General features: G+C 69.8%; 17 protein-coding genes. 10 read left to right on the forward strand and 7 right to left on the reverse strand.

The window, feature by feature from the left end:
* Positions 1–74 precede the first annotated feature (74 nt).
* From ABT352_RS28220 to ABT352_RS28230, 3 genes are read left to right on the forward strand one after another with little or no spacing between them, the layout of a single operon-like run.
* On the forward strand, positions 75–986 hold the full coding sequence (locus ABT352_RS28220) for a polyphosphate polymerase domain-containing protein (protein ID WP_350947965.1): 912 nt from the start codon (positions 75–77) through the stop codon (positions 984–986).
* A gap of 6 nt (positions 987–992) precedes the next feature.
* Positions 993–1670, forward strand: coding sequence for a DUF4956 domain-containing protein (locus ABT352_RS28225; protein WP_350947966.1), 678 nt, complete (start codon positions 993–995; stop codon positions 1668–1670).
* A gap of 9 nt (positions 1671–1679) precedes the next feature.
* The gene (locus ABT352_RS28230; RefSeq protein ID WP_350947967.1) at positions 1680–3263 is read left to right on the forward strand and encodes a CotH kinase family protein; all 1584 of its coding nucleotides are present in this window, start codon (positions 1680–1682) and stop codon (positions 3261–3263) included.
* 212 nt (positions 3264–3475) lie between these two features.
* Here ABT352_RS28230 and ABT352_RS28235 read toward each other — a convergent pair whose 3' ends face one another.
* Together ABT352_RS28235 and ABT352_RS28240 are read right to left on the reverse strand one after the other, a co-directional pair.
* Entirely contained in the window at positions 3476–4009 is a 534-nt protein-coding gene (locus ABT352_RS28235; protein WP_350947968.1) for a DUF4245 domain-containing protein, read from the reverse strand.
* A gap of 38 nt (positions 4010–4047) precedes the next feature.
* Positions 4048–4653, reverse strand: coding sequence for a TetR/AcrR family transcriptional regulator (locus tag ABT352_RS28240; RefSeq protein ID WP_350947969.1), 606 nt, complete (start codon positions 4651–4653; stop codon positions 4048–4050).
* Positions 4654–4734: 81 nt separating this feature from the next.
* Between ABT352_RS28240 and glpX the strand changes: the two genes are divergently transcribed.
* On the forward strand, positions 4735–5769 hold the full coding sequence (gene glpX, locus ABT352_RS28245; RefSeq protein ID WP_350947970.1) for a class II fructose-bisphosphatase: 1035 nt from the start codon (positions 4735–4737) through the stop codon (positions 5767–5769).
* 207 nt (positions 5770–5976) lie between these two features.
* On the opposite strand, the gene ABT352_RS28250 is transcribed toward glpX, so the two are convergent.
* Complete coding sequence (locus tag ABT352_RS28250) at positions 5977–6579, reverse strand: DUF1707 SHOCT-like domain-containing protein (protein ID WP_350947971.1); 603 nt, start codon at positions 6577–6579, stop codon at positions 5977–5979.
* Positions 6580–6763: 184 nt separating this feature from the next.
* On the opposite strand from ABT352_RS28250, the gene ABT352_RS28255 reads away from it, so the two are divergent.
* Entirely contained in the window at positions 6764–7969 is a 1206-nt protein-coding gene (locus tag ABT352_RS28255; protein ID WP_350947972.1) for an MFS transporter, read from the forward strand.
* Between the two features lie 91 nt (positions 7970–8060).
* Here ABT352_RS28255 and ABT352_RS28260 read toward each other — a convergent pair whose 3' ends face one another.
* Together ABT352_RS28260 and pdxR are read right to left on the reverse strand one after the other, a co-directional pair.
* Positions 8061–8972 (reverse strand): TIM barrel protein, encoded by a 912-nt coding sequence (locus ABT352_RS28260; protein ID WP_350947973.1) that lies wholly within the window; start codon positions 8970–8972, stop codon positions 8061–8063.
* A gap of 507 nt (positions 8973–9479) precedes the next feature.
* Positions 9480–11000, reverse strand: coding sequence for a MocR-like pyridoxine biosynthesis transcription factor PdxR (pdxR, locus tag ABT352_RS28265; protein ID WP_350947974.1), 1521 nt, complete (start codon positions 10998–11000; stop codon positions 9480–9482).
* A 67-nt stretch (positions 11001–11067) separates the two neighbouring features.
* Here pdxR and ABT352_RS28270 point away from each other — a divergent pair, with 67 nt between their 5' ends.
* Positions 11068–12018 carry a DMT family transporter gene (locus ABT352_RS28270; RefSeq protein WP_350947975.1) on the forward strand — a complete coding sequence of 317 codons (951 nt, stop codon included), beginning with the start codon at positions 11068–11070 and terminating at the stop codon, positions 12016–12018.
* Here ABT352_RS28270 and ABT352_RS28275 read toward each other — a convergent pair.
* On the reverse strand, positions 11924–12271 hold the full coding sequence (locus tag ABT352_RS28275; protein ID WP_350947976.1) for a hypothetical protein: 348 nt from the start codon (positions 12269–12271) through the stop codon (positions 11924–11926). The genes ABT352_RS28270 and ABT352_RS28275 overlap by 95 nt on opposite strands.
* Before the next feature lie 231 nt (positions 12272–12502).
* Here ABT352_RS28275 and ABT352_RS28280 point away from each other — a divergent pair, with 231 nt between their 5' ends.
* From ABT352_RS28280 to ABT352_RS28295, 4 genes are all read left to right on the forward strand, one after another.
* Positions 12503–14155: a fumarate hydratase gene (locus ABT352_RS28280; protein ID WP_350947977.1), complete on the forward strand. Its 1653-nt coding sequence runs from the start codon at positions 12503–12505 to the stop codon at positions 14153–14155.
* Between the two features lie 353 nt (positions 14156–14508).
* Positions 14509–15774, forward strand: a complete 1266-nt coding sequence (locus ABT352_RS28285; protein WP_350947978.1) for a serine/threonine-protein kinase — start codon at positions 14509–14511, stop codon at positions 15772–15774.
* Between the two features lie 35 nt (positions 15775–15809).
* Positions 15810–17486: a serine/threonine-protein kinase gene (locus tag ABT352_RS28290; protein WP_350947979.1), complete on the forward strand. Its 1677-nt coding sequence runs from the start codon at positions 15810–15812 to the stop codon at positions 17484–17486.
* A gap of 80 nt (positions 17487–17566) precedes the next feature.
* Complete coding sequence (locus tag ABT352_RS28295; protein WP_350947980.1) at positions 17567–18958, forward strand: class II fumarate hydratase; 1392 nt, start codon at positions 17567–17569, stop codon at positions 18956–18958.
* 46 nt (positions 18959–19004) lie between these two features.
* On the opposite strand, the gene ABT352_RS28300 is transcribed toward ABT352_RS28295, so the two are convergent.
* Positions 19005–19702, reverse strand: a 698-nt coding sequence (locus tag ABT352_RS28300) for an RNA-guided endonuclease InsQ/TnpB family protein (protein ID WP_350947981.1), incomplete at its 5' end; no start/stop codon positions are given.

Here is a 19702-nt window from a genome sequence, read left to right on the forward strand (position 1 = left end):
CCTTCTCGTCGGATGCGGTTCACACACTGTTCCCAGCTTGGTGCTGTCAGATGTGCGCTGACGAAAGGAGAAACATGCTGGCAAGATTCCGCAAACCAGCCGTCTCCGTGGCTCGCGACAGCGATCGAAGCACATCCGGCGCCGAACCAGCCGGTGATCCGGCCGACGATCGGGGTCACCGGCTGCGGGCACCGAGCAGGCTGCACGCCTTCAACCGGTACGAGATCAAGTACCTCGTGGAGACCTCGGAGGCGGTCACGCTCAGGAAAGAGATCGAGCAGCGCCTGGATCGCGACCGTCACAGCGGCCAGGAGGGGTACGGCATCTGGAGCGTCTACTACGACACCCGGCAGTTGCGCTTTTACTGGGAGAAGATCGAAGGGCTGAAGTTCCGCAGGAAACTGCGGGTGCGCCACTACGGCGACCGGTTCACCCTGCGGGACGACACTCCGGTGTTCGTCGAGATCAAGCAGCGGGTCAACCGGGTCACGCAGAAGCGACGGGTGAGCCTGCCCTACAGGGACGCGCTGCGCCTGTGTGACGGCCGCCAGATGGTCGAGCACGAGCCGTCCCAGCGCGCGTTCCTGCAGGAGGTGCTCGACCTCTCCTTGCGTCTGGACCTGCGGGCTGTCGCGATGACCGGTTACACCCGGCACGCCTACGTGGGCCGCGACGCCGACGTGGGCCTGCGCGTCACCTTCGACAACCGCGTCCGGGGCCGTGACCGCGACTTCCACCTGGGCGCCGACGCCGAGAACAGGCTCATCGTCCCCGCCCACATGTCCATCGTCGAGGTCAAGGCCAACGAGCGCGTGCCGTACTGGCTGACCGACCTGACCGCCAAACGGAACCTGCAGGTGGTCCGGGTCTCCAAGTACTGCCAGAGCGTGGAGGCGCATGGACTCGCCCCCCGCTCGGTCTTTCACATTCCCGACCACGATCTCGATCTCGGCCGCCATCAGCCGGCCGTTCTCTCGGAGGCATGACTCCCCATGGACTTCTCGTTCCAGGACCTGTCCGGCACGTTCAGCGTGGCCGACATCGCGATCGCGATGTCGCTGTCGTTCGTGCTCAGCGCGATGATCGGCTGGGTGTACCGGGCCACGCACCGCAACGTGTCCTACAGCCAGTCCTACGTGCAGACGCTGGTCATCCTGGGCATGCTGATCTCGCTGATCATGCTGGTCGTCGGCTCGAACATCGCCCGCGCCTTCGCCCTGGTCGGCGCGCTCTCGGTGGTGCGGTTCCGTAACGCCATCAAGGAGACGCGTGACGTCGGGTTCATCTTCCTCGTCATGGGCATCGGGATGGCCGTCGGTACCCGCTTCTACCTGCTGGCCATCGTCGCCGCCGTGGCGATCTCGCTGATCATCATGGTCATGCACCGGTTCAACTGGTTCCAGCTCAACGTACGGCGGCAGGTGGTCAAGGTGCAGGTTCCCACGGATGAGGACTACACCGCGGTCATCCAGGATGTGCTCATCCGGCACACCGAGGAGTTCGAACTGGTCAGCATGGAGTCGATCCGAGGTGGCGCACTGACGGAGCTGATGTACACCGTGAAGATCAAAAAGGGCAGCGAGCCTGCCGACGTGATGGCCGCGCTGCGCGAGCGCAACCACGGCCAGCCGGTCACCATCTTGACCGGATACGACCAGAGCGACCTGTAGGCCGGCACCATGGCGCAGCTCAAGCATCGCATTCCGGTCAAACTCCGACACAACTGGAAGCTGGTCACGCTGTGCGCGGCGTTCCTCGCCCTGTGCTGGGGCGTACTCGGCAGCGGGATGATCCGCCCCTACGTCACCGTCTCCCAGACCGCCACGGCCGAGACCGTCATCACGAACGTGACCGGCACCAAGGAGCTCTTCGACACCTCCGTGGCGCACGAGGTGAAGATCACCTTCACCGACGCGGCCTATGAGGACATGCTGAACGAGTACTTCAAGGACGGCGACAAGAAGTATGTCGAAGCCGATCTGACCATCGACGGCACCCGCGTCCCCAGCGTGGGCATCCGGCTCAAGGGCAACTCCACTCTGGCCGGGCTGACCTGGAAGGGACAGTCCAGGCAACGGAGCATGCCTGGCGGCGGGCAACGACGCGGAGGTATGCCGGAGGGCTTCCAACCACCCGAGGGGTTCCAACCACCCGAAGGCGGTGAGCCAAATGGCGACCAGCCCAGAGGTGGTGGGTTCGGCGCGTCCTTGAAGGGCGAGGAGCCTGAGAACCTGCCGTGGCTGATCAGCTTCGACGAGTTTGTGGAGGGCCGCCGCTACCAGGGGCACAACCAGGTGGCGGTACGGCCGGCCGCGATGGGCTCGACGACGATGCTGAACGAGGCACTGGGCATCGCACTGGTCGGCGCCTCCGGTGAGCCTACCCAGCGCTCCATCCACAGCGCCTTCACCGTCAACGGCCGCACCTCGACACCGCGCCTGATCGTGGAATACCTCGACGAGGGCTATGCGGAAAACCTCGGCGAAGGCGTGCTGTACAAGTCGTTGGCCAGCGGCTCCTTCACTTACAAGGGCGAGGACCAGACCGGGTACACCAACGACTTCAAGCAGATCAACAAGGTCGGCGTCCAGGATCTACAGCCGGTCATCGATCTGGTCAAATGGGTGAACGAGGCTTCCGACGCCGAACTCACCTCAGGCCTGGGCGAGCGTTTGGACGTGGAGTCGTTCGCCCGTTATCTGGTCCTGCAGAACCTCATGGTCAACTTCGACGACATGGCTGGGCCCGGACGCAACTACTACCTGTGGTACGACCTGGACACCAAGAAGTTCAAAGTCATCACCTGGGACCTCAACTTCGCCTTCAACGGTAACGCCAAGAGTGGTGTGAACGACACGATCTCGATGGGCGGCGGCCGAAGACTCCCCCAGCAAGGGCAACAGAACCAGCAAGGTCGGCAGAACCAGCCGTCTCAGAGTGCCACCCCACCCCGGAATGGCCGGCCGGAGCGTCCGCAAGGTGCAGAAGGCGGCGGCATGATGCGCTTGGGCCATCCTCTGAAGGAGAAGTTCCTCAAGAACGCCGCCTTCAAGAAGATCTACCAGGAGCAGTATCGCGCTCTGTACACCGAACTGCTCGGCAACGGCACCGCGTCCGGCCTGCTCGACGATCTTGTCACGTCCTACAAGCTGAACGAGAACGCCGACACCGCCAAGGCCGACACCGAGGCGGAGAAGCTGCGCACGTTCCTGACCACCCGCACTCAGACGCTGCGGTCCGACAAGGCGATCAGCGGCACGTAGCGCCCTTGTGATCGCCTGGGTTCCCGACACGGGGGTCTGGACCGAAAACCAGGAGCGACCGCGGCTCAACCGTTCTCCGACAGACCGTCCCGCCGGAGGAGCCACCCCATCACCCTTTTACGGATCACGCAGGTCAGGTGCGTGACAACCAACGATCACGCACATGACCTGTGGCCGGCACCGGCCCGCCTGACGGCCACATGACCGGCTCTCTAGGAGGTGTTTCTCGGCAGTTGTTTGAGGGACCCGGCCAGGGTGGACAGCTCGTCCCACGGGGCGGTGCCGGTGACGACGATCGTGACGTCCGGCAGGAACCGTACGAGGGAGCGCTGGTTCTTGTCCTCACGGACGCGCTGCTCCCAGGTGACGCCGTTGATCTGGACGGTGCCGGTGACCGTGGAGGTGTTGGAGAGCCGGTTCGCGAACTCGGCCTCGGGCTTCTCGTCGCTCTGGGCGAGCATCGCGTGGAAGCGCTTCGCGGTGGCGAACCCGAGCCTCCAGGTCGTGACACCGTTCGCGCTCGTGTTCTTGGAGCTGTTCGGGACCCATCCGGCGGCGACGGGTTCGGGGGCCCACACCAGGAAGGGCGCCGTACGGCGCAGGTCGGCGAGGGCGATCGAGTAGTCGACCCTGGGGATGTGCTCGGTCCTGCTTTGCGGCGTGACCAGCAGGAACAGGCCGACGGCGGCCAGACAGACCGCCATCGCGAACACGTAGCCGTAGAAGCCCTGGGTGAACTTTCGCACGACTGTCGACACTATCCGTTCGGGTGGGCGGTCGGCTCTCAGGGGCGGTGGATCTGGGCGATGATGGTCAGCACGTCCTCGACGAGTGCCCGGGAGGCGTCCTCGTCGTCGGAGAGGGCGACCTCGGAGACGGCGGCGGCGAGCGCGCCGGTGAGGACGACGACCAGTGCCCCCTCGTCGCCCTCGAACAGGGCGGCGTTGCGCTTGGCCCACTGCCGGAGCCGGTCGCGCATGATCACCTCGAACCCGGGCGGCCCGTCGCCGCGCAGGAAGAGCGCGGAGACCTCCCGCTCGGCCAGGCATCCCTCCAGGTAGGCGCGAGCCCCGGCGATGAACAGGCGCATCGGGTCGCCCTCACCCTCCGCCCTGGCGTCCTGGACCGCCTGCTTGGTCCGCTGGGTCTGACGGGTCTGGAACTCCTCGAAGAGCGTGAGATAGAGATCGGCTTTGCCGGAGAAATGATGGTAAAGACTTCCGACACTCGCTCCCGCGCGGGCGACCACGTCGGTGACCCCGGTCTCGGCGAAACCGCTTGTGACGAAGATCTCCCTCGCGGCGGACAGGAGCGCGACGCGCGTGGCGGCACCCCGCTCGGATGTCCGCCCGCCCGCGCCTTTCACCAGCCGTTCCGTGTCGCTGCTCATGGTGGGCACATTATCCTCCGCCGACCGGTCAGAGGGGGGCCAACTACGATCGTTGCATTGACACGAGAGGGGTTTCCCACCATGTCCGATGAGACGTCCGTTCCCGACGCCCTCGCCACGGGAGAACACGCACCCGATCGCAACCTCGCTCTGGAACTGGTCCGGGTCACGGAGGCGGCCGCGATGGCCGGTGCCCGCTGGGTAGGACGAGGTGACAAGAACGGCGCCGACGGCGCCGCGGTGAACGCGATGCGCCAGTTGATCAATACGGTGTCCATGAGCGGTGTGGTGGTGATCGGCGAAGGTGAGAAGGACAACGCGCCGATGCTCTACAACGGCGAGCAGGTGGGTGACGGCAGTGGCGCGGCGTGCGACGTGGCCGTGGACCCGATCGACGGCACCCGGCTCACCGCGCTCGGCATGCCCAACGGCATCTCGGTGATCGCGGTCAGCGAGCGCGGCTCGATGTACGACCCCTCGGCCGTCTTCTACATGGACAAGCTGGTCACCGGCCCCGAGGCCGCCTCGTCGGTCGACATCAACGCGCCGGTGGCGGACAACATCGCCGCGGTGGCCCGCGCCAAGGGCGGCGTGCCCTCGGATGTGACCGTGGTCGTCCTGGACCGGCCCCGCCACGAAAAGATCATCCAGGAGATCCGGGAGGCCGGGGCCAGGATCAGGCTCATCACCGACGGCGACGTGGCCGGTGCGATCATGGCGGCCAGGGTCGGCACGGGCGTCGACCTGATGCTCGGCATCGGCGGCACCCCGGAGGGCATCATCGCCGCGTGCGCGCTCAAGTGCCTCGGTGGTGTCATCCAGGGCAGGCTCTGGCCGCAGGACGACGCCGAGCGCCGCCGGGCGCTGGACGCGGGCCTCGACCTCGACGCCACGCTGAGCACCGACGACCTGGTCAGGTCCGACGACGTGTTCTTCGCGGCCACCGGCATCACCGACGGCGAGCTGATGCAGGGCGTCCGTTACCGCGCGGGGAGGGCCATCACCAGTTCCCTGGTGATGCGCGGTCGTTCGGGGACGATACGGAAGATCGAGAGCGAGCACCAGCTCTGGAAGCTGCGGGCCTACAGCGCGATCAACTTCGACAGCGCCAGCTGAGAGCCGGGGCGCCGGAGCCGGGATTTCCCTTCGGCCGAGGAGCGCCCTCAGCGGGGCGCCCTCCGGCCGAGGGCTCCCGGTGAAGGGATCTCGGCGAAGGGTTTCCGGTGAGGAGTGCGCGGCGGAAGAGCGATCGCGGCCGGGAAAAGCCCGAAAGGATCAGGAAAGACCAGGAAAACGGCGTCCGCCGCCGACCCGGGAACGGTGTCAGCGGCGGAACCAGGAGCGGCGGGGGCGCTTGGGAGACTTCGCCACGATGCTCCCCAGCGTGACGACGCCGGTGATCTCGATGACCGGCCCGTCGGGGGAGGCGGGGACCTGGTTCTTCTTGCCCCCCATGTACGACGAGGCGGGCATCTCGATCCGCACGCCCTCGGGGACGATCAGGGTGAGGGTGCCGCCCATCACGGTGACGTGCAGGGTCACGTGGCTGGACTGCAGCAGCGCGTCACACAGGTCGAGCTTGACGTTCGCGCAGATGGCGGTGGCCGTGAACCGGGTCGGCACCACCCATCGGCCGGAACGCTCCTCGGAGCCGAAGAACGCCGCCACCGGGCGGACGTCGGTGCGCAGCGGCTGCGCCTCGGGCGGGAGCAGGTCGGCGGTGAGCGCGGAGAGCTCTCCCAGCGTGCGGGCGCGATAGAGGGCCTCGGTGCGCTCGTCGTACTCCGCGTGGTCGAGACGCCCGTCGGCGAGCGCGTCGGCCAGTACGGCGGCCACTCTCTCGCGGTCGACGTCTCCGGCTCTCAGGTCGGCGGGGCGCGGCTGGGGACCGGTATGGCGGACGGCGGGGGGACGGGGACTCTCCACCCTTCGACCATAATCCCTGCGCGGGCTCCGGCAGCGGCGCGAGTGCGCCGACATGCCCCGTGAGCCGGAACGTCCGGCGCGACGGGCCGGCGAAAACCGGTAGATCATCAACCATTGACCACCGGGTACCTCGCCCATAACCTGACGGAAACTTGAATCCCCCTCATGTTTCCCGGAGGTCGTCATGCCGACCCCACGTGACAGGCAGGCGCGCGTCGCGACCTGGGCGGCGTTCTTCGTCCAGGGTCTCTGCTTCGCCACCCTGCTCACCCATGTGATCGACCTCCAGCACAGGTTCGGGCTCAGCGACGGCGACCTCACCCTGGTCCTGCTGCTCGTACCGGTGATCGCCGGGGTCGGCAGCGCGGTCGCGGGTCTCCTGGCGAGCCGGTACGGCAGCGCCCCGGTCCTGCGGATCGCCCAGGTCGGCGTCTGCGCCACCGTGGTGCTGATGGGCTGGAACGGGCAGCTCGCCGGGCTTTACGTCCTCAGCGCCGCGTTCGGCCTGTTCGTCGGCGCGGTGGACGCGGCGATGAACATGCAGGCGGTCGCGGTCGAGCGCCGGTACGGCATGAGCGTGCTGACCGGTTTCCACGCGGTGTGGAGCATCGGCTCGATGCTGGGCGCCGGGTTCAACTCCGCCTTCAGCGCGCTCGGCGTCGAGTTGGGCTGGTCCTTCTCCGTCCCGGTGCTGATCGGCGCGGTGATCTCGGTCGTCATGCTCCCCCGGCTCTACGGACATCGGGAGGAGAGGGCCGGTGAGCGGGCCGGGCACGTGACGGCCCGGGTGCCGTGGCGGCCGATCATCCCGCTCTGCCTGGCGATGGCGTTCCTGTACGTCGGCGACGCGGCGGTGTCCAACTACAGCACGGTCTACATGGAGAAGGCGCTGGCGGCGAGCGGCTGGCTGGTGCCGTTCGCCTACCTCGTCTACCAGGCGACCATGCTGCTGGCGCGGGTCCCCGGCGACCTCGCCGTACGCAGGTACGGGCCGGCGCCGGTGGTCCGCGTGGGCGCGGTGATCGCGGCCGTCGGCACGCTCGGAGTCGTCGTCGCGCCCGGCGTCACGGTGGCCGTCGTGTCGTTCGGCCTGATCGGCGTCGGGCTGTCCGTCATCGCCCCGCAGTCGTTCTCGGCCGCGGGACGGCTGGGCGCCGGCGCGGAGACCGCGATCGCGCGGGTCAACATGTTCAACTACGTCGGCTTCCTCGTCGGTGCCGCCGTGGTGGGGACGCTCAACGACCTGGTGAGCGTCCGGGTGGCGTTCGTACCGGCGGCCGTCCTGGTGGCCCTGATCGTGTTCCTCGCCAGGGGTTTCCAGCCCGACCTGGAACCCTCGGACGAAGGCAGCCCCGGGAGAGGCCCGCAGGAGCCCGCCGAACGACCGTGACCCCGGTCCCGGTGATCGGCCGCCCGGCCTGGGCGGTTCGCCGTCGCCTCCTGCCGCACGAGGCTCGCCCGGACCTCGTCGGCCCTCGTCGTCAGCCCGGTCGGCCGCTCTCGTCGCCGGTGAGCTTCCTCAGGTACGCCAGGCTCTCGCGGACGTTCTCCATGGGCTCGCCGGAACCACCGGGCTCCCTGGGAGCATCGGAACCACCGCCGGCAGGCTCCAGCACGATGTTCTGCTCCAGGACGTACCAGCCGTCGTACCCGGCCGCCGTCAGGCCGCCGACGACGGCGGGGAGGTTCACGTCGCCTTCGCCCAGCGGGCGGTAGAGACCGTTTCTCACGGCCCGGGTGTGGGTCAGCTCGCCCGCCCTGACCCGCTCGGCCATCGCGGCGTCCACGTCCTTGAGGTGGACGTGCGCGATCCGTTCCGCGGCGTGGGAGACCAGCTCGGCGGGGTCGGTGCCGCCCGCGAGGAGATGGCCGGTGTCCAGGCACAGCGGCATCGAGCTGTCGTCGAGCACCCGCTGGACCTCCTCGCGGTTCTCCACCACGCTTCCGATGTGCGGGTGCAGGGTGACGGTCCTGCCGAACTCCTTGGCGTTCTTGAGGATCCGGCGCAGGTTGCCCGTGAGGGTCTTCCAGGCGACGGCGTCCAGCTCCGGCCTGGCGTCGTGGCTCTCGCCACCGGTGGAGGCGGCGAGCACGACCACGTCCACCTCGCCGTCCATGAAGGCGCGCATCGCGGCCCGGACGATCGGGAGCGGGTCGTGGTCGGCCTCGTGCAGGACGACGGGGACGAACCCGCCCACCGCGCGCAGCCCGTACTCCGCGAGCAGGGAGCGGCAGTGTGTCGGCGAGGGCGGCAGGAACCCTGCGGGGCCGAGTTCGGTGGCCGTCAGGCCGAGCTCTCTCATCTCGGCGAGCACCTGAGAACGATCCGGCTGCCGCCCCCAGCCCGGGCCCTCGCAGGCCCCCCAGGAGATGGGCGCGCCGGCCGTTCGCACCGGGGCTCCTTCGACGGCGGAGCCGGACTCTCTCACAGGATCGCCTCTTCTCACATAATCACCTCCGTGTCGCGCACCGGACGCCCCTCGCGCCGGGAGGGTTCCGCGGCCTCGGCGAGGCAGGGCGCCACGAGGGTGTCCTCAGCGGTGCGGTGACTCTCCGCTTCCCCCCGGACCACGCTGGGAAACGCGTTAATTCTGCGGATTCCCGATGATCCAACACGCATTGTGCCTTTCGGAGAAGAAAGCGGTTGATCCCCAGTTCTAGGTGAGGACCGGGAAGCCGTCAAGAATTTGTCAGGACATCAGGACGATCCATCGGGCAGTGGGCGACGTCCACCGGACGGCGTATCCACAGGTGGGAGGCGTCGTCGTAGGGCTGCTCAGCGGCGCGCGGCACCCACCGGGAGGCGGATCGCGAGACGGCCGGGCCGGTTTCCACGAGGACCCGGATCGCGGCCGCCGACCTCGGTGGCACCGGCGGCCGGGTTCCCGCGAGGGCACGGATCACGGGGCGACCCAGCGGCGCAGGGCGTCCGCGAGGGCACCGACCATCGCGTCGGCGCGGTGCACGGGCAGACGGGCGAAGCCCATCACCAGTGCGGGCGGACCCGGGGCGTATCGCATCGGCCCCACCGGCTCGGCCGCCAGCCCGTACTCCTGGGCCGTCTCCGCCACCGCCACCTCGTCCCAGTCACGCGGCAGCTCGGCGAGCAGGTGGAGCCCGGCGGAGACACCCCACACGGTGATCTCGGGAAGGTGCTCGCCGAGGGCGAGCGTGAAGGCGTCGCGGCGGGCGCGGTACTCCCGGCGCATCCTTCTCAGGTGCCGGTCGTAGTCGCCGGTCGTGATGAAGTCGGCCAGGACGTACTGCTCCAGGACGGGTGATCCCAGGTCCAGCTCGCCGCGGGCCAGCCGCAGCGATCCGGCGATCTCGGGCGGGGCCGCCACCCAGCCCAGGCGGAGGCCGGGGGCGAGGGACTTGCTGACGCTCCCGATCAGGATCACCCGGTCGGCCGCCAGCCCCTGCAGGCAGCCCACCGGGTCGCGGTCGAAGCGGAACTCCGCGTCGTAGTCGTCCTCCAGGATCGCCGCGCCGGTCGCGACGGCCCACTCGATCAGCTCGGCGCGGCGGCGGGGCGAGAGCACGACCCCCGTCGGATACTGGTGCGCGGGCGTGAGCAGCACCGCCCGCGCTCCGGTCGCGGCCAGCGCCCCGACGTCGACGCCCTCGCCGTCCACGGGGACGGCGACCAGGTCGGCGCCGGCGGCGTGCAGCAGAGGGAGCTGACGCGCCCCCGCCGGATCCTCGACCGCGAGCCGAATCCGGCCGGGGGGCGGCACGGGGTTCGCGGCCCGCCGGACGAACCAGCCGAGATCGTGGGGGGAGCCGGCTCGGGGGAGCCTGCCCGCGAGCGCCTGGACGGTGAGGCTCACCCCCTGGGCCACCCCGCCCACGATCACCAGGTTGTCCGGGCTCACGTCGGCCGCCCTCACCCTCCCGAGATAGGCGGCCAGCTCCTCGCGCAGCGCCGGGACACCGCCGAGGTCGCCGTAGTTGAGGGCCTCCGCGGGCAGCGTGGCGAGCGTCCTCCTCATCGAGGCCAGCCACCGCTGCCTGGGGAACGCCCCCAGGTCGGGTGCGGTGGAACGGCGCCCCCGGTACGGCCCGCGACCGCTCTCCTCCCCGCGAACGCTCTCCTGCGCGCGGGGGGTGCGTGCCTTCGCGCGCGGCCGGCCCGGCGGCGTCGGGGAAGGACCGTCGAAGGGCGCGGGACGGCTCGCGGCGGGTGCCACGGTGGTTCCCGCCCCGATCCTGGAGATCAGGAAACCCTCGGCGACGAGCTGCTCGTACGCCTCGACCACCACGCCGCGAGAGAGCCCGAGATCCCGCGCCAGCTCGCGGCTGGCGGGCAGCCTCGCCCCGGCCGCCAGCCGCCCGCGCCGCACCGCCTCGCGGAGTTCGCGGGCGATCTGGGCGGCGACACCGCCCGCCGCCCGGTCGACGACGATGTGCAGGTCCGCCAATTGGTCCTCTGTTTCACCGCTGGATTGGACCCGACAGGGGTGCCATTGGTTTCCTAGCATTTCGCACATGAACGTGGATGTCAGCACCGCCGCCCGGCGGGGATGGCGCGGCCCGGTCGAGGCCGCGACGGCGATGTTCCTGGTGGGCACCCTGGCGGGGGTCTCAGGGGTGATCGGGGAGTACCCCGTCCACGGCGGCCAGGCCCTGCGCTACCTGCTCGCGGCCGTGATCCTGCTCGCCGTCGCCCGGCTCGCGGGGCTGCGGTTCGTCCGCCTCACCCCCCGTGAGACGGCGCTGCTCGCGGCGCTCTCCCTCACCGGTTTGGTGATCTTCAACGTGTGCGTGATCGAGGCCACCCGGCACGGCGGTCCGGCCCTGGTCGGGACCGTCCTCGGCACCGTACCGCTCGCGCTCGCCCTGATCGGCGGACGCCCCTCGCCCCGGCTCGTCGGGGCGGCGGCGGTGGTCGTCGCCGGGGCGACGGTGGCGACCGGACTCGGCAGCGGCGACCTGACCGGGCTGCTCTGGTCGCTGGGCGCGCTGGGCTGCGAGGTCTGCTTCTCCCTGCTCGCCATCCCGCTGCTGCCGAAGCTGGGAGCGGTGCGCGTCTCGGCGTACTCGGTGACGCTGGCCGTGCCGATGCTGGTGGTCACCGGGCTGCTCGTGGACGGCACCGCGATGATCCGCGTGCCGACGGCGCCCGAACTCGCGGGTCTGGGCTACCAGTCGCTGATCGTGACGAGCGTGGCGTTCTTCCTCTGGTACGACGCCCTGCCCCGGCTCGGCCCGGCGACCGCGGGACTGTTCGCCGGGCTGATCCCGGTCGGCGCCATCGCCACCGGCGCGGTCCTCGGCCTCGGCGCACCCTCGGCACCCGACCTGCTCGGCGCCGCGCTCGTCGTCGCCGGCATCGTCATCGGCCTCAGCTCAGCGGGCTCACCCGCTGCGAGGGCACGTCGGCCGACCGGGACGAGGCGACCCGCTGCCGGGGAATCTCGACCCGTTGGGGCAGGCTGACCCGCCACACGGTCTCCCCGTCCCGCGGGTGCAGGGCCACCCGCTGCGAGGGCAGGCTCGCCGGCCCGGAGGCGGTGCCGGGCTTCTGCGGAGGGAGGGTGAGCGGAGGTTCCGGCCAGCTCACCGGCCACTGGGGAACGCGTCCGCCGGTCTCCTTGATGCTCGTCAGCGTGATCGCGATCAGTGACACGGTGAGACCGGCCACCACGAAGAGGGCCACGATCGCCAGCATGATGGTGTTTCCGATGTTCATCGTCTGTCTCCCCGCTTCCGCCGGACGCTCGATCCGGCTCTTTCCAGCCTCCTCCTTGAATTCGGACAGATAGCCATAAAAGACGCATAGGTCATCAACACTTGCCCTAAATATGTGTCTTTCATCTCATATGTCCGCCTGGCCGCGCGCAACCCGACCGCGGAGGCCGAGCGCGAAACACGAGGCCGTACCCTCTAGGGAAAACGGCGCCCGCACGGAGGATCGACGACGATGCCCGAGTTCGACTACACCGACCTGCTTCCCCTGGGACCGGACGAGACCGAATACCGCCTGATCACCACCGAGGGGGTACGGGTCGTCGAGGCCGCCGGACGCAGGTTCCTCGAGGTCGAGCCCGAGGCGCTGCGGCTGCTCACCGAGAACGCGATCCACGACATCTCCCACTACCTGCGGTCGTCCCACCTCGCCCAGCTCCGCAAGATCATCGAGGACCCCGAGTCGAGCGGCAACGACCGCTTCGTCGCCCTCGACCTGCTGAAGAACGCCTCGATCTCGGCGGGCGGCGTGCTCCCGATGTGCCAGGACACCGGCACCGCGATCGTGATGGGCAAGCGCGGGCGCCACGTGCTCACCGACGGCGCCGACGGCGAGCACATCTCCCGCGGGGTGTACGACGCCTACACCCGCCTGAACCTGCGCTACTCCCAGATGGCCCCCCTCACCATGTGGGAGGAGAAGAACACCGGCTCCAACCTCCCCGCGCAGATCGAGCTCTACGCCGAGGACCCGGGCGGCCACCCCGACGAGTACAAGCTGCTGTTCATGGCCAAGGGCGGCGGCAGCGCCAACAAGTCCTTCATGTACCAGGAGACGAAGGCGGTGCTCAACGAGAAGCGGATGCTCCAGTTCCTGGAGGAGAAGATCCGCTCGCTCGGGACCGCCGCCTGCCCGCCGTACCACCTGGCGATCGTCGTCGGCGGCACGTCCGCCGAGTTCGCCCTGAAGACCGCCAAGTACGCCAGCGCCCGCTACCTGGACTCCATCCCCACCTCCGGCTCCCCCTCTGGTCACGGCTTCCGCGACACCGACCTTGAGGCCAAGGTCTTCGAGCTCACCCAGAAGCTCGGCATCGGCGCACAGTTCGGCGGCAAGTACTTCTGCCACGACGTCCGCGTCATCCGTCTCCCCCGCCACGGCGCCTCCTGCCCCGTGGCCATCGCGGTCTCCTGCAGCGCCGACCGCCAGGCCCTGGCGAAGATCACCCCCGAGGGGGTCTTCCTGGAGCGGCTGGAGACCGACCCGGCGAGGTTCCTGCCGGAGACCACCGACGACCACCTCTCCGACGACGTCGTCAAGATCGACCTCAACCGCCCGATGGCGGACATCCTCGCCGAGCTGACCAGATACCCCGTCAAGACCCGCCTGTCGCTGACCGGCCCGCTCGTGGTCGCCCGCGACATCGCCCACGCCAAGATCGGCGAGCTCCTGGACGCGGGCGGCGAGATGCCCGAGTACCTCAAGAACCACGCGGTCTACTACGCCGGCCCCGCCAAGACCCCCGAGGGGTACGCCTCGGGCTCCTTCGGTCCCACCACCGCCGGGCGCATGGACTCCTACGTCGAACGCTTCCAGGCGGCCGGGGGCTCCAAGGTCATGCTCGCCAAGGGCAACCGCTCCAAGCAGGTCACCGACGCGTGCAAGGCCCACGGCGGCTTCTACCTCGGCTCCATCGGCGGCCCCGCCGCCCGCCTCGCCCAGGACTGCATCAAGAAGGTGGAGGTCCTCGAATACCCCGAGCTGGGCATGGAGGCCGTCTGGAAGATCGAGGTCGAGGACTTCCCCGCGTTCATCGTCGTTGACGACAAGGGCGAGGACTTCTTCGCCGACTCGACCGGCCCCGTCCTCACCATCGGCCGCCGCTGACCACACACCCCCTCGCGGGACGCCGAGGGTCAGGACCCGCCGTACAGGCGCCCGAGGTCGACGAGCTCGACGTCGGAGCGCCGTGCGGCGGTGTGCGTGACACCTCGGGAACGACGGCCGCAACCATCATTGGCGGGACCATCGTTCCGTCGGCCACCACTCCCGACGAGAACAACCCCCTTCACCGCAACGTGCGGTCCGACTACGGAGAGAAGCCGTCGAGTCCAGCCAATCCAACAGATGTCACTCATTGTTTCCTAACAGTTACAAGCCTGAAAATCTGACTCAAGTTGGCAAGAAGATTCGGGCCTGTCTCTACTGGTCGCATTACGCAAATCGGTAAGCTGCACCACATGCGTGCGCCGCCCGGATACCTTCTCGCAGCGCGCTACCGGTTGTCCGAACCGGTTGGGCGCGGCGGCATGGGCACTGTTTGGCGTGCACACGACGAGTTGCTCAACCGCGAGGTGGCCGTCAAAGAGGTTCGCCTTCCCGTGATCCTCGACGAGGAGCTCCGCGCCGAGCTGTGCGCCAGGACCGAGCGCGAGGGGCGCGCGACCGCGATGGTCGCCCACCCTTCCGTCATCACGGTCTTCGACGTCGTCACCGAGGACGAGCGCCCCTGGATCGTGATGGAGCTGCTCCGCGCCAGGTCGCTGGAGCAACTCCTCCAGGACCACGGCCCGCTGCCGCCCCGCCAGGTGGCGGAGATCGGCAGGCAGGTCCTGGGGGCGCTGCGCGCCGTGCACGCCAAGGGGATCCTCCACCGCGACGTGAAGCCGAGCAACGTCCTGGTGACCGACGACCGGGCCGTGCTCACCGACTTCGGCCTGGCCGCGCTCGAAGGAGACGTGTCGATCACCCAGGCGGGCATCGTGCTGGGCTCGGCCGGATACATCGCCCCCGAGCGCGTGCTGGGCGCCAAGGCCAGCCCGGCCGGCGACCTGTGGTCGCTCGGCGCGACCCTCTACACCGCCGTCGAGGGCCGGGGCCTGCACGGGCGTCGTACGGCCGCCGCCGCGCTCGCCGCGCTGACCAGCGGCGAGCCGATCCCCATGGAGCGGGCCGGACCGCTGACGCCGGTGCTGCGCGGCCTCCTCACGATCGACCCGAACGCCCGGCTCGACGCGGGACGTGCCCTGATGATGCTCGCCAGGGTGGCGGCCGGCGGGCTGGTCGAGGAGTCCTTCTCCAGGCCGTCCGCACGCCCCGACGTCAGGCCTCCCGCGAGCGGGTCCGGCGGCAGGTCGTCCACGGGCGGGTCCGGCGGCAGGTCCTCCTCGGGCGGATTCAACGTCAGGTCGTCCGCGAGCGGGTCCGACGGCGCGTCGGCCCCGCCGTTCAGCCGCCGCTCCCAGCACCGCGGGATGCACCGGGTCGGCTCCGCGCCGCCTCCGGCACCGCGCCCCTCGTCGCCGGGGACGCCCCCACCGCCGTCGGGACCTCCGTCCGGGCCGACACCCCAACTCCGGGCGCACCGGCGTCCCGGTGAGGGGGTCCATCGGAAGCCGGTGGAGATTTCGCCAACCTATCGGCCACTTGTCCGTTTTATGACGCCCTTTATAAGGTTGGTCCTCCCACGTCTTCTCTGGCCGAGGGAACTCCGTAAGCGCGGGTAAAGCGCTTCTCAAGGTGGAATGGCTATCTTCTTCTCATGCCGGAACAGCAGACGCGTGTGCTCGCGGACCGTTACGAGCTGATCGCGCCGCTCGGCCGAGGCACGATGGGCACCGTTTGGAAAGCCCACGACCGTTCCCTCGGCCGTGAGGTCGCGATCAAGGAGATCCGTCAGGAGCCCGGCCTCAGCGAGGCGCAACGCGCCGAGCTTCGGGAGCGGATGATCCGCGAGGGTCGTACGGCCGCCCGTATCAGCCACCCCTCGGTGGCCACCGTCCACGACGCGATCGTCGAGGACGGCAGCCCCTGGATCATCATGGAGCTCGTGCAGGCGCGCTCCCTGGAGCAGGTGATCGAGGAGGAGGGGCCCCTGCCACCCCGCCTCGTCGCCGAGATCGGGGCCGACCTGCTGGGGGCGCTCCGCGCGGCCCACGCCCAGGGGGTCCTGCACCGTGACGTCAAACCCGGCAACGTGCTCATCACCGAGAGCGGCCGGGTGGTCCTCACCGACTTCGGCATCGCGAAGGCGGAGGGCGACACGAGCCTCACCAAGACCGGCATGGTGATCGGTTCCCCCGGATACACCGCACCCGAGCGGGCCCGCGGCGAGCACACCGGGCCCGAGTCGGACCTGTGGTCCCTCGGCGCCACGCTGTACTTCGCGGTCGAAGGCCGCCCGGCCTACGAGCGGGCCTCCGTGGCGGAGACCCTGGCCGCGCTGATGAGCGAGCAGGTCGACCCGCCGACCCAGGCGGGGCCGCTCCGCCCGGTGCTCGAACAGCTGCTGGAGAAGGACCACACGGCGCGGTTGACGGCCGCCCAGGCGGGGGCGCTGCTGCGGGCGGTGGCCGACACCCCCTCGCACCTCGCGGACTCCCTGCCACCGGTCCCCGCGCCCGCCACGCCCCCTCCCACGCCGTCCCCCTCGGCCTCCGCGGCCCCTTTCCCGGCGGACATCGGGGATGCCCCGGGCGCCGACGAGGACCCCGAGGACGACGCCGAGGAATTCGACGCCAATCGCACCGTGATGGTCATCCGCCCCAAGGACGGCCTGCGCATCCCCGGCGGCACACCGCCCGCCGCCCCGTCCCCGGCGGCCTCCGGCCGCCCGACGACCTCGCCCTACCCCGACCGTCCTCCCTTCGGAGAGCCGGGCGATCCGGCCGCGAGACGGCAGGGCCCTCCCGGTCTCGGAACCCCCGTCGCCCGGGGACCCGGCGCCTTCGGAAGGCCGGGCGCGTTCGAGGAACCGGACGACGAGACGGCCTTCGCGGAGCCGGGAGCCGAGGCGTCGGCGACGCCGCCCCACGGGTTCCCCGTGAGCGGCAGAGCCGATCTCTCCGCCACCCCGCCACACGGCTTCCCGCCGGTCACTCCGGAGTTCGGGAGGCCCGGCGCGGGAGGCCCGGGGGCGGAGGCGCCCCCTCCGCTGAGACTCGTCCCCGGCAACCCGCCCCCCGACCAGCCGGGGCCGGTGCCCGCACAGCCCTGGCGTCCGCCGGGCCCCGAGGCGTCGGACGGCGCCTACCGCTCCCCCGGCCTGGGCACCGACCTGTTCGCGATCGCGGGGCAGAACGCCCAGCCCGACCCCGGCCGCCCCGGGCCGAGGAAGCCCCCGTCGGAGAAGACCCGGATCGGCGTCCTCGTCCTCATGGGCGTGGCGGCGATCGCCCTCGTGGTGATCATGATCCTCGCGGTGGCCGCCATCTTCTGAGACCCCCCTTCCGAGAACGCCCCGCGAGGGCGACCCCGTACCCGCCGTTTGATTTCCTCCTCAGGACGCAGACTGGGGTCATGAGCGAGTATCGGATCGAGCATGACTCGATGGGCGAGGTACGGGTTCCCGCGGGGGCGAAGTGGCGGGCGCAGACCCAGCGGGCGGTGGAGAACTTCCCCGTCTCGGGGCGCGGACTGGAAATCCCGCACATCTCGGCCCTCGGCCTGATCAAGGCGCTCGCCGCCGAGGTCAACGCGGAGCTGGGGGTGATCGACAAGGAGCTGGCGGAGGCGATCGCCGAGGCCGCCACCGACGTCGCGGAGAACGAGTGGGACGGCGAGTTCCCCGTCGACGTCTTCCAGACCGGCTCCGGCACCTCCTCCAACATGAACGCCAACGAGGTGATCGCGACCCTCGCCGAGGAGCGGCTCGGCCGTCCCGTCCACCCGAACGACCACGTGAACGCCTCGCAGTCGTCCAACGACGTGTTCCCCACCTCCATCCACGTCGCCACCGCCACCGAGGTCTCGTACCACCTGATCCCCTCGCTGCGACACCTCGCCACCGCGCTGCGGGACAAGTCGCTGGAGTTCGACGGCGTGGTCAAGGCCGGGCGCACCCACCTGATGGACGCCACCCCGGTCACGCTGGGACAGGAGTTCGGCGGGTACGCCACACAGATCGACAACGCCATCGGGCGGGTGCGGAGCGCGCTCCCGCACCTCACCCAGCTGCCCCTGGGCGGTACGGCGGTCGGCACCGGCGTCAACACCCCGCCCGGCTTCGCGGCCAAGGTCATCGAGAAGCTGCGCCAGACCACCGGGCTGCCGTTCTCCGAGGCTCCCGACCACTTCGAGGCCCAGGGCGCGAGGGACGCCGTCGTCGAACTCTCCGGCCAGCTCCGCACGGTCGCGATCTCGCTCAACAAGATCGCCAACGATCTGCGCTGGATGGGCTCCGGCCCCCGGGCGGGACTGGGCGAGATCAACCTGCCCGACCTGCAGCCCGGGTCGTCGATCATGCCGGGCAAGGTCAACCCGGTCGTCCCCGAGGCGGTGACCATGGTCGCCGCCCAGGTCATCGGGAACGACGCGGCCATCGCCTTCGCCGGCGCCTCCGGCACGTTCGAGCTCAACGTGATGCTCCCGGTCATCGCGCGCAACATCCTGGAGTCCGTGCGTCTGCTCGCCAACGCCTCCCGCCTACTGGCCGACCGGTGCGTACACGGCATCACCGCCAACGTCGACCGCATGCGCGAGTACGCGGAGTCGTCGCCGTCGATCGTCACCCCGCTCAACCCGTACGTCGGGTACGAGGAGGCCGCGAAGATAGCGAAGCAGGCCCTGGCCGAGCGCAAGACCATCCGTGAGGTCGTCATCGAGCGCGGCCACGTCGCCAACGGCACCCTCACCGAGGAACGGCTCGACGAACTGCTCGACGTCCTCTCCATGACCCGGCCCCCCTCTTGAACTCCTCCCCGGCCTGAAGGCCGGGGATTCTCCCGTCGCGTCGCGGTTAAGCGGCGCGCGGGGGTTGACGCTTCGCAGACCGGGTAGCCCCGAGGTCTCCACGTCCTGACACCGGCGTTCCGTCGGCGTTGTTGATGTTGATCGCGGCGTTGGTGTCGGCATGGCCGACCCACCCGCAATCAGGGTTGAGGCACGCGAACCTGGTTTTGTCGCGGTTGGCGGCGTCGCGGTGGCCGCACTGGTGGCAGGTCTGCGACGTGCCAGGGGCGGGGACCTTGACGACCTGCCCGCCCCGGTCGCGGGTTTTGTACTCCAGCAGAGTGACGGTGCGATCCCAGGCTTCTCCGGCGATCGAGCGGTTCAGCCCGGCCTTGTGTGCGACGTTCCTGCCGGGGTTTTCGATGGTGCCCCTGGCGGAGCGGACCATGTTCTTGATCTTCAGGTCTTCCACCTTGATCACGCTGAAGGTGTCGGCGAGTTCGGTGGTGGTCTGGTGCTGCCAGTCGACGGCTCGGCGCTTGGCTGTCGCGCGGGCCTTGGCGATCTGGTTGTAGGTGCGGGCCAGCCGTTTGGAGGTGAGCCGGCCGGGGGGGCGGGTGCGGCGCTGGCGGGCGGACTTCTTCTCCAAGCGGCGCAGGTGTTCTCTCTGGCCGCTGGTGAGCCAGGGGCCGTGTTCGCGCATGGTGGCATCTGACAGGGCCAGGGCGACGGTGATTCCCTGGTCGATCCCGACCTGCGGGCCAA

This window comes from Streptosporangium sp. NPDC000563 (genome assembly GCF_040299985.1).
GTDB lineage: Bacteria > Actinomycetota > Actinomycetes > Streptosporangiales > Streptosporangiaceae > Streptosporangium.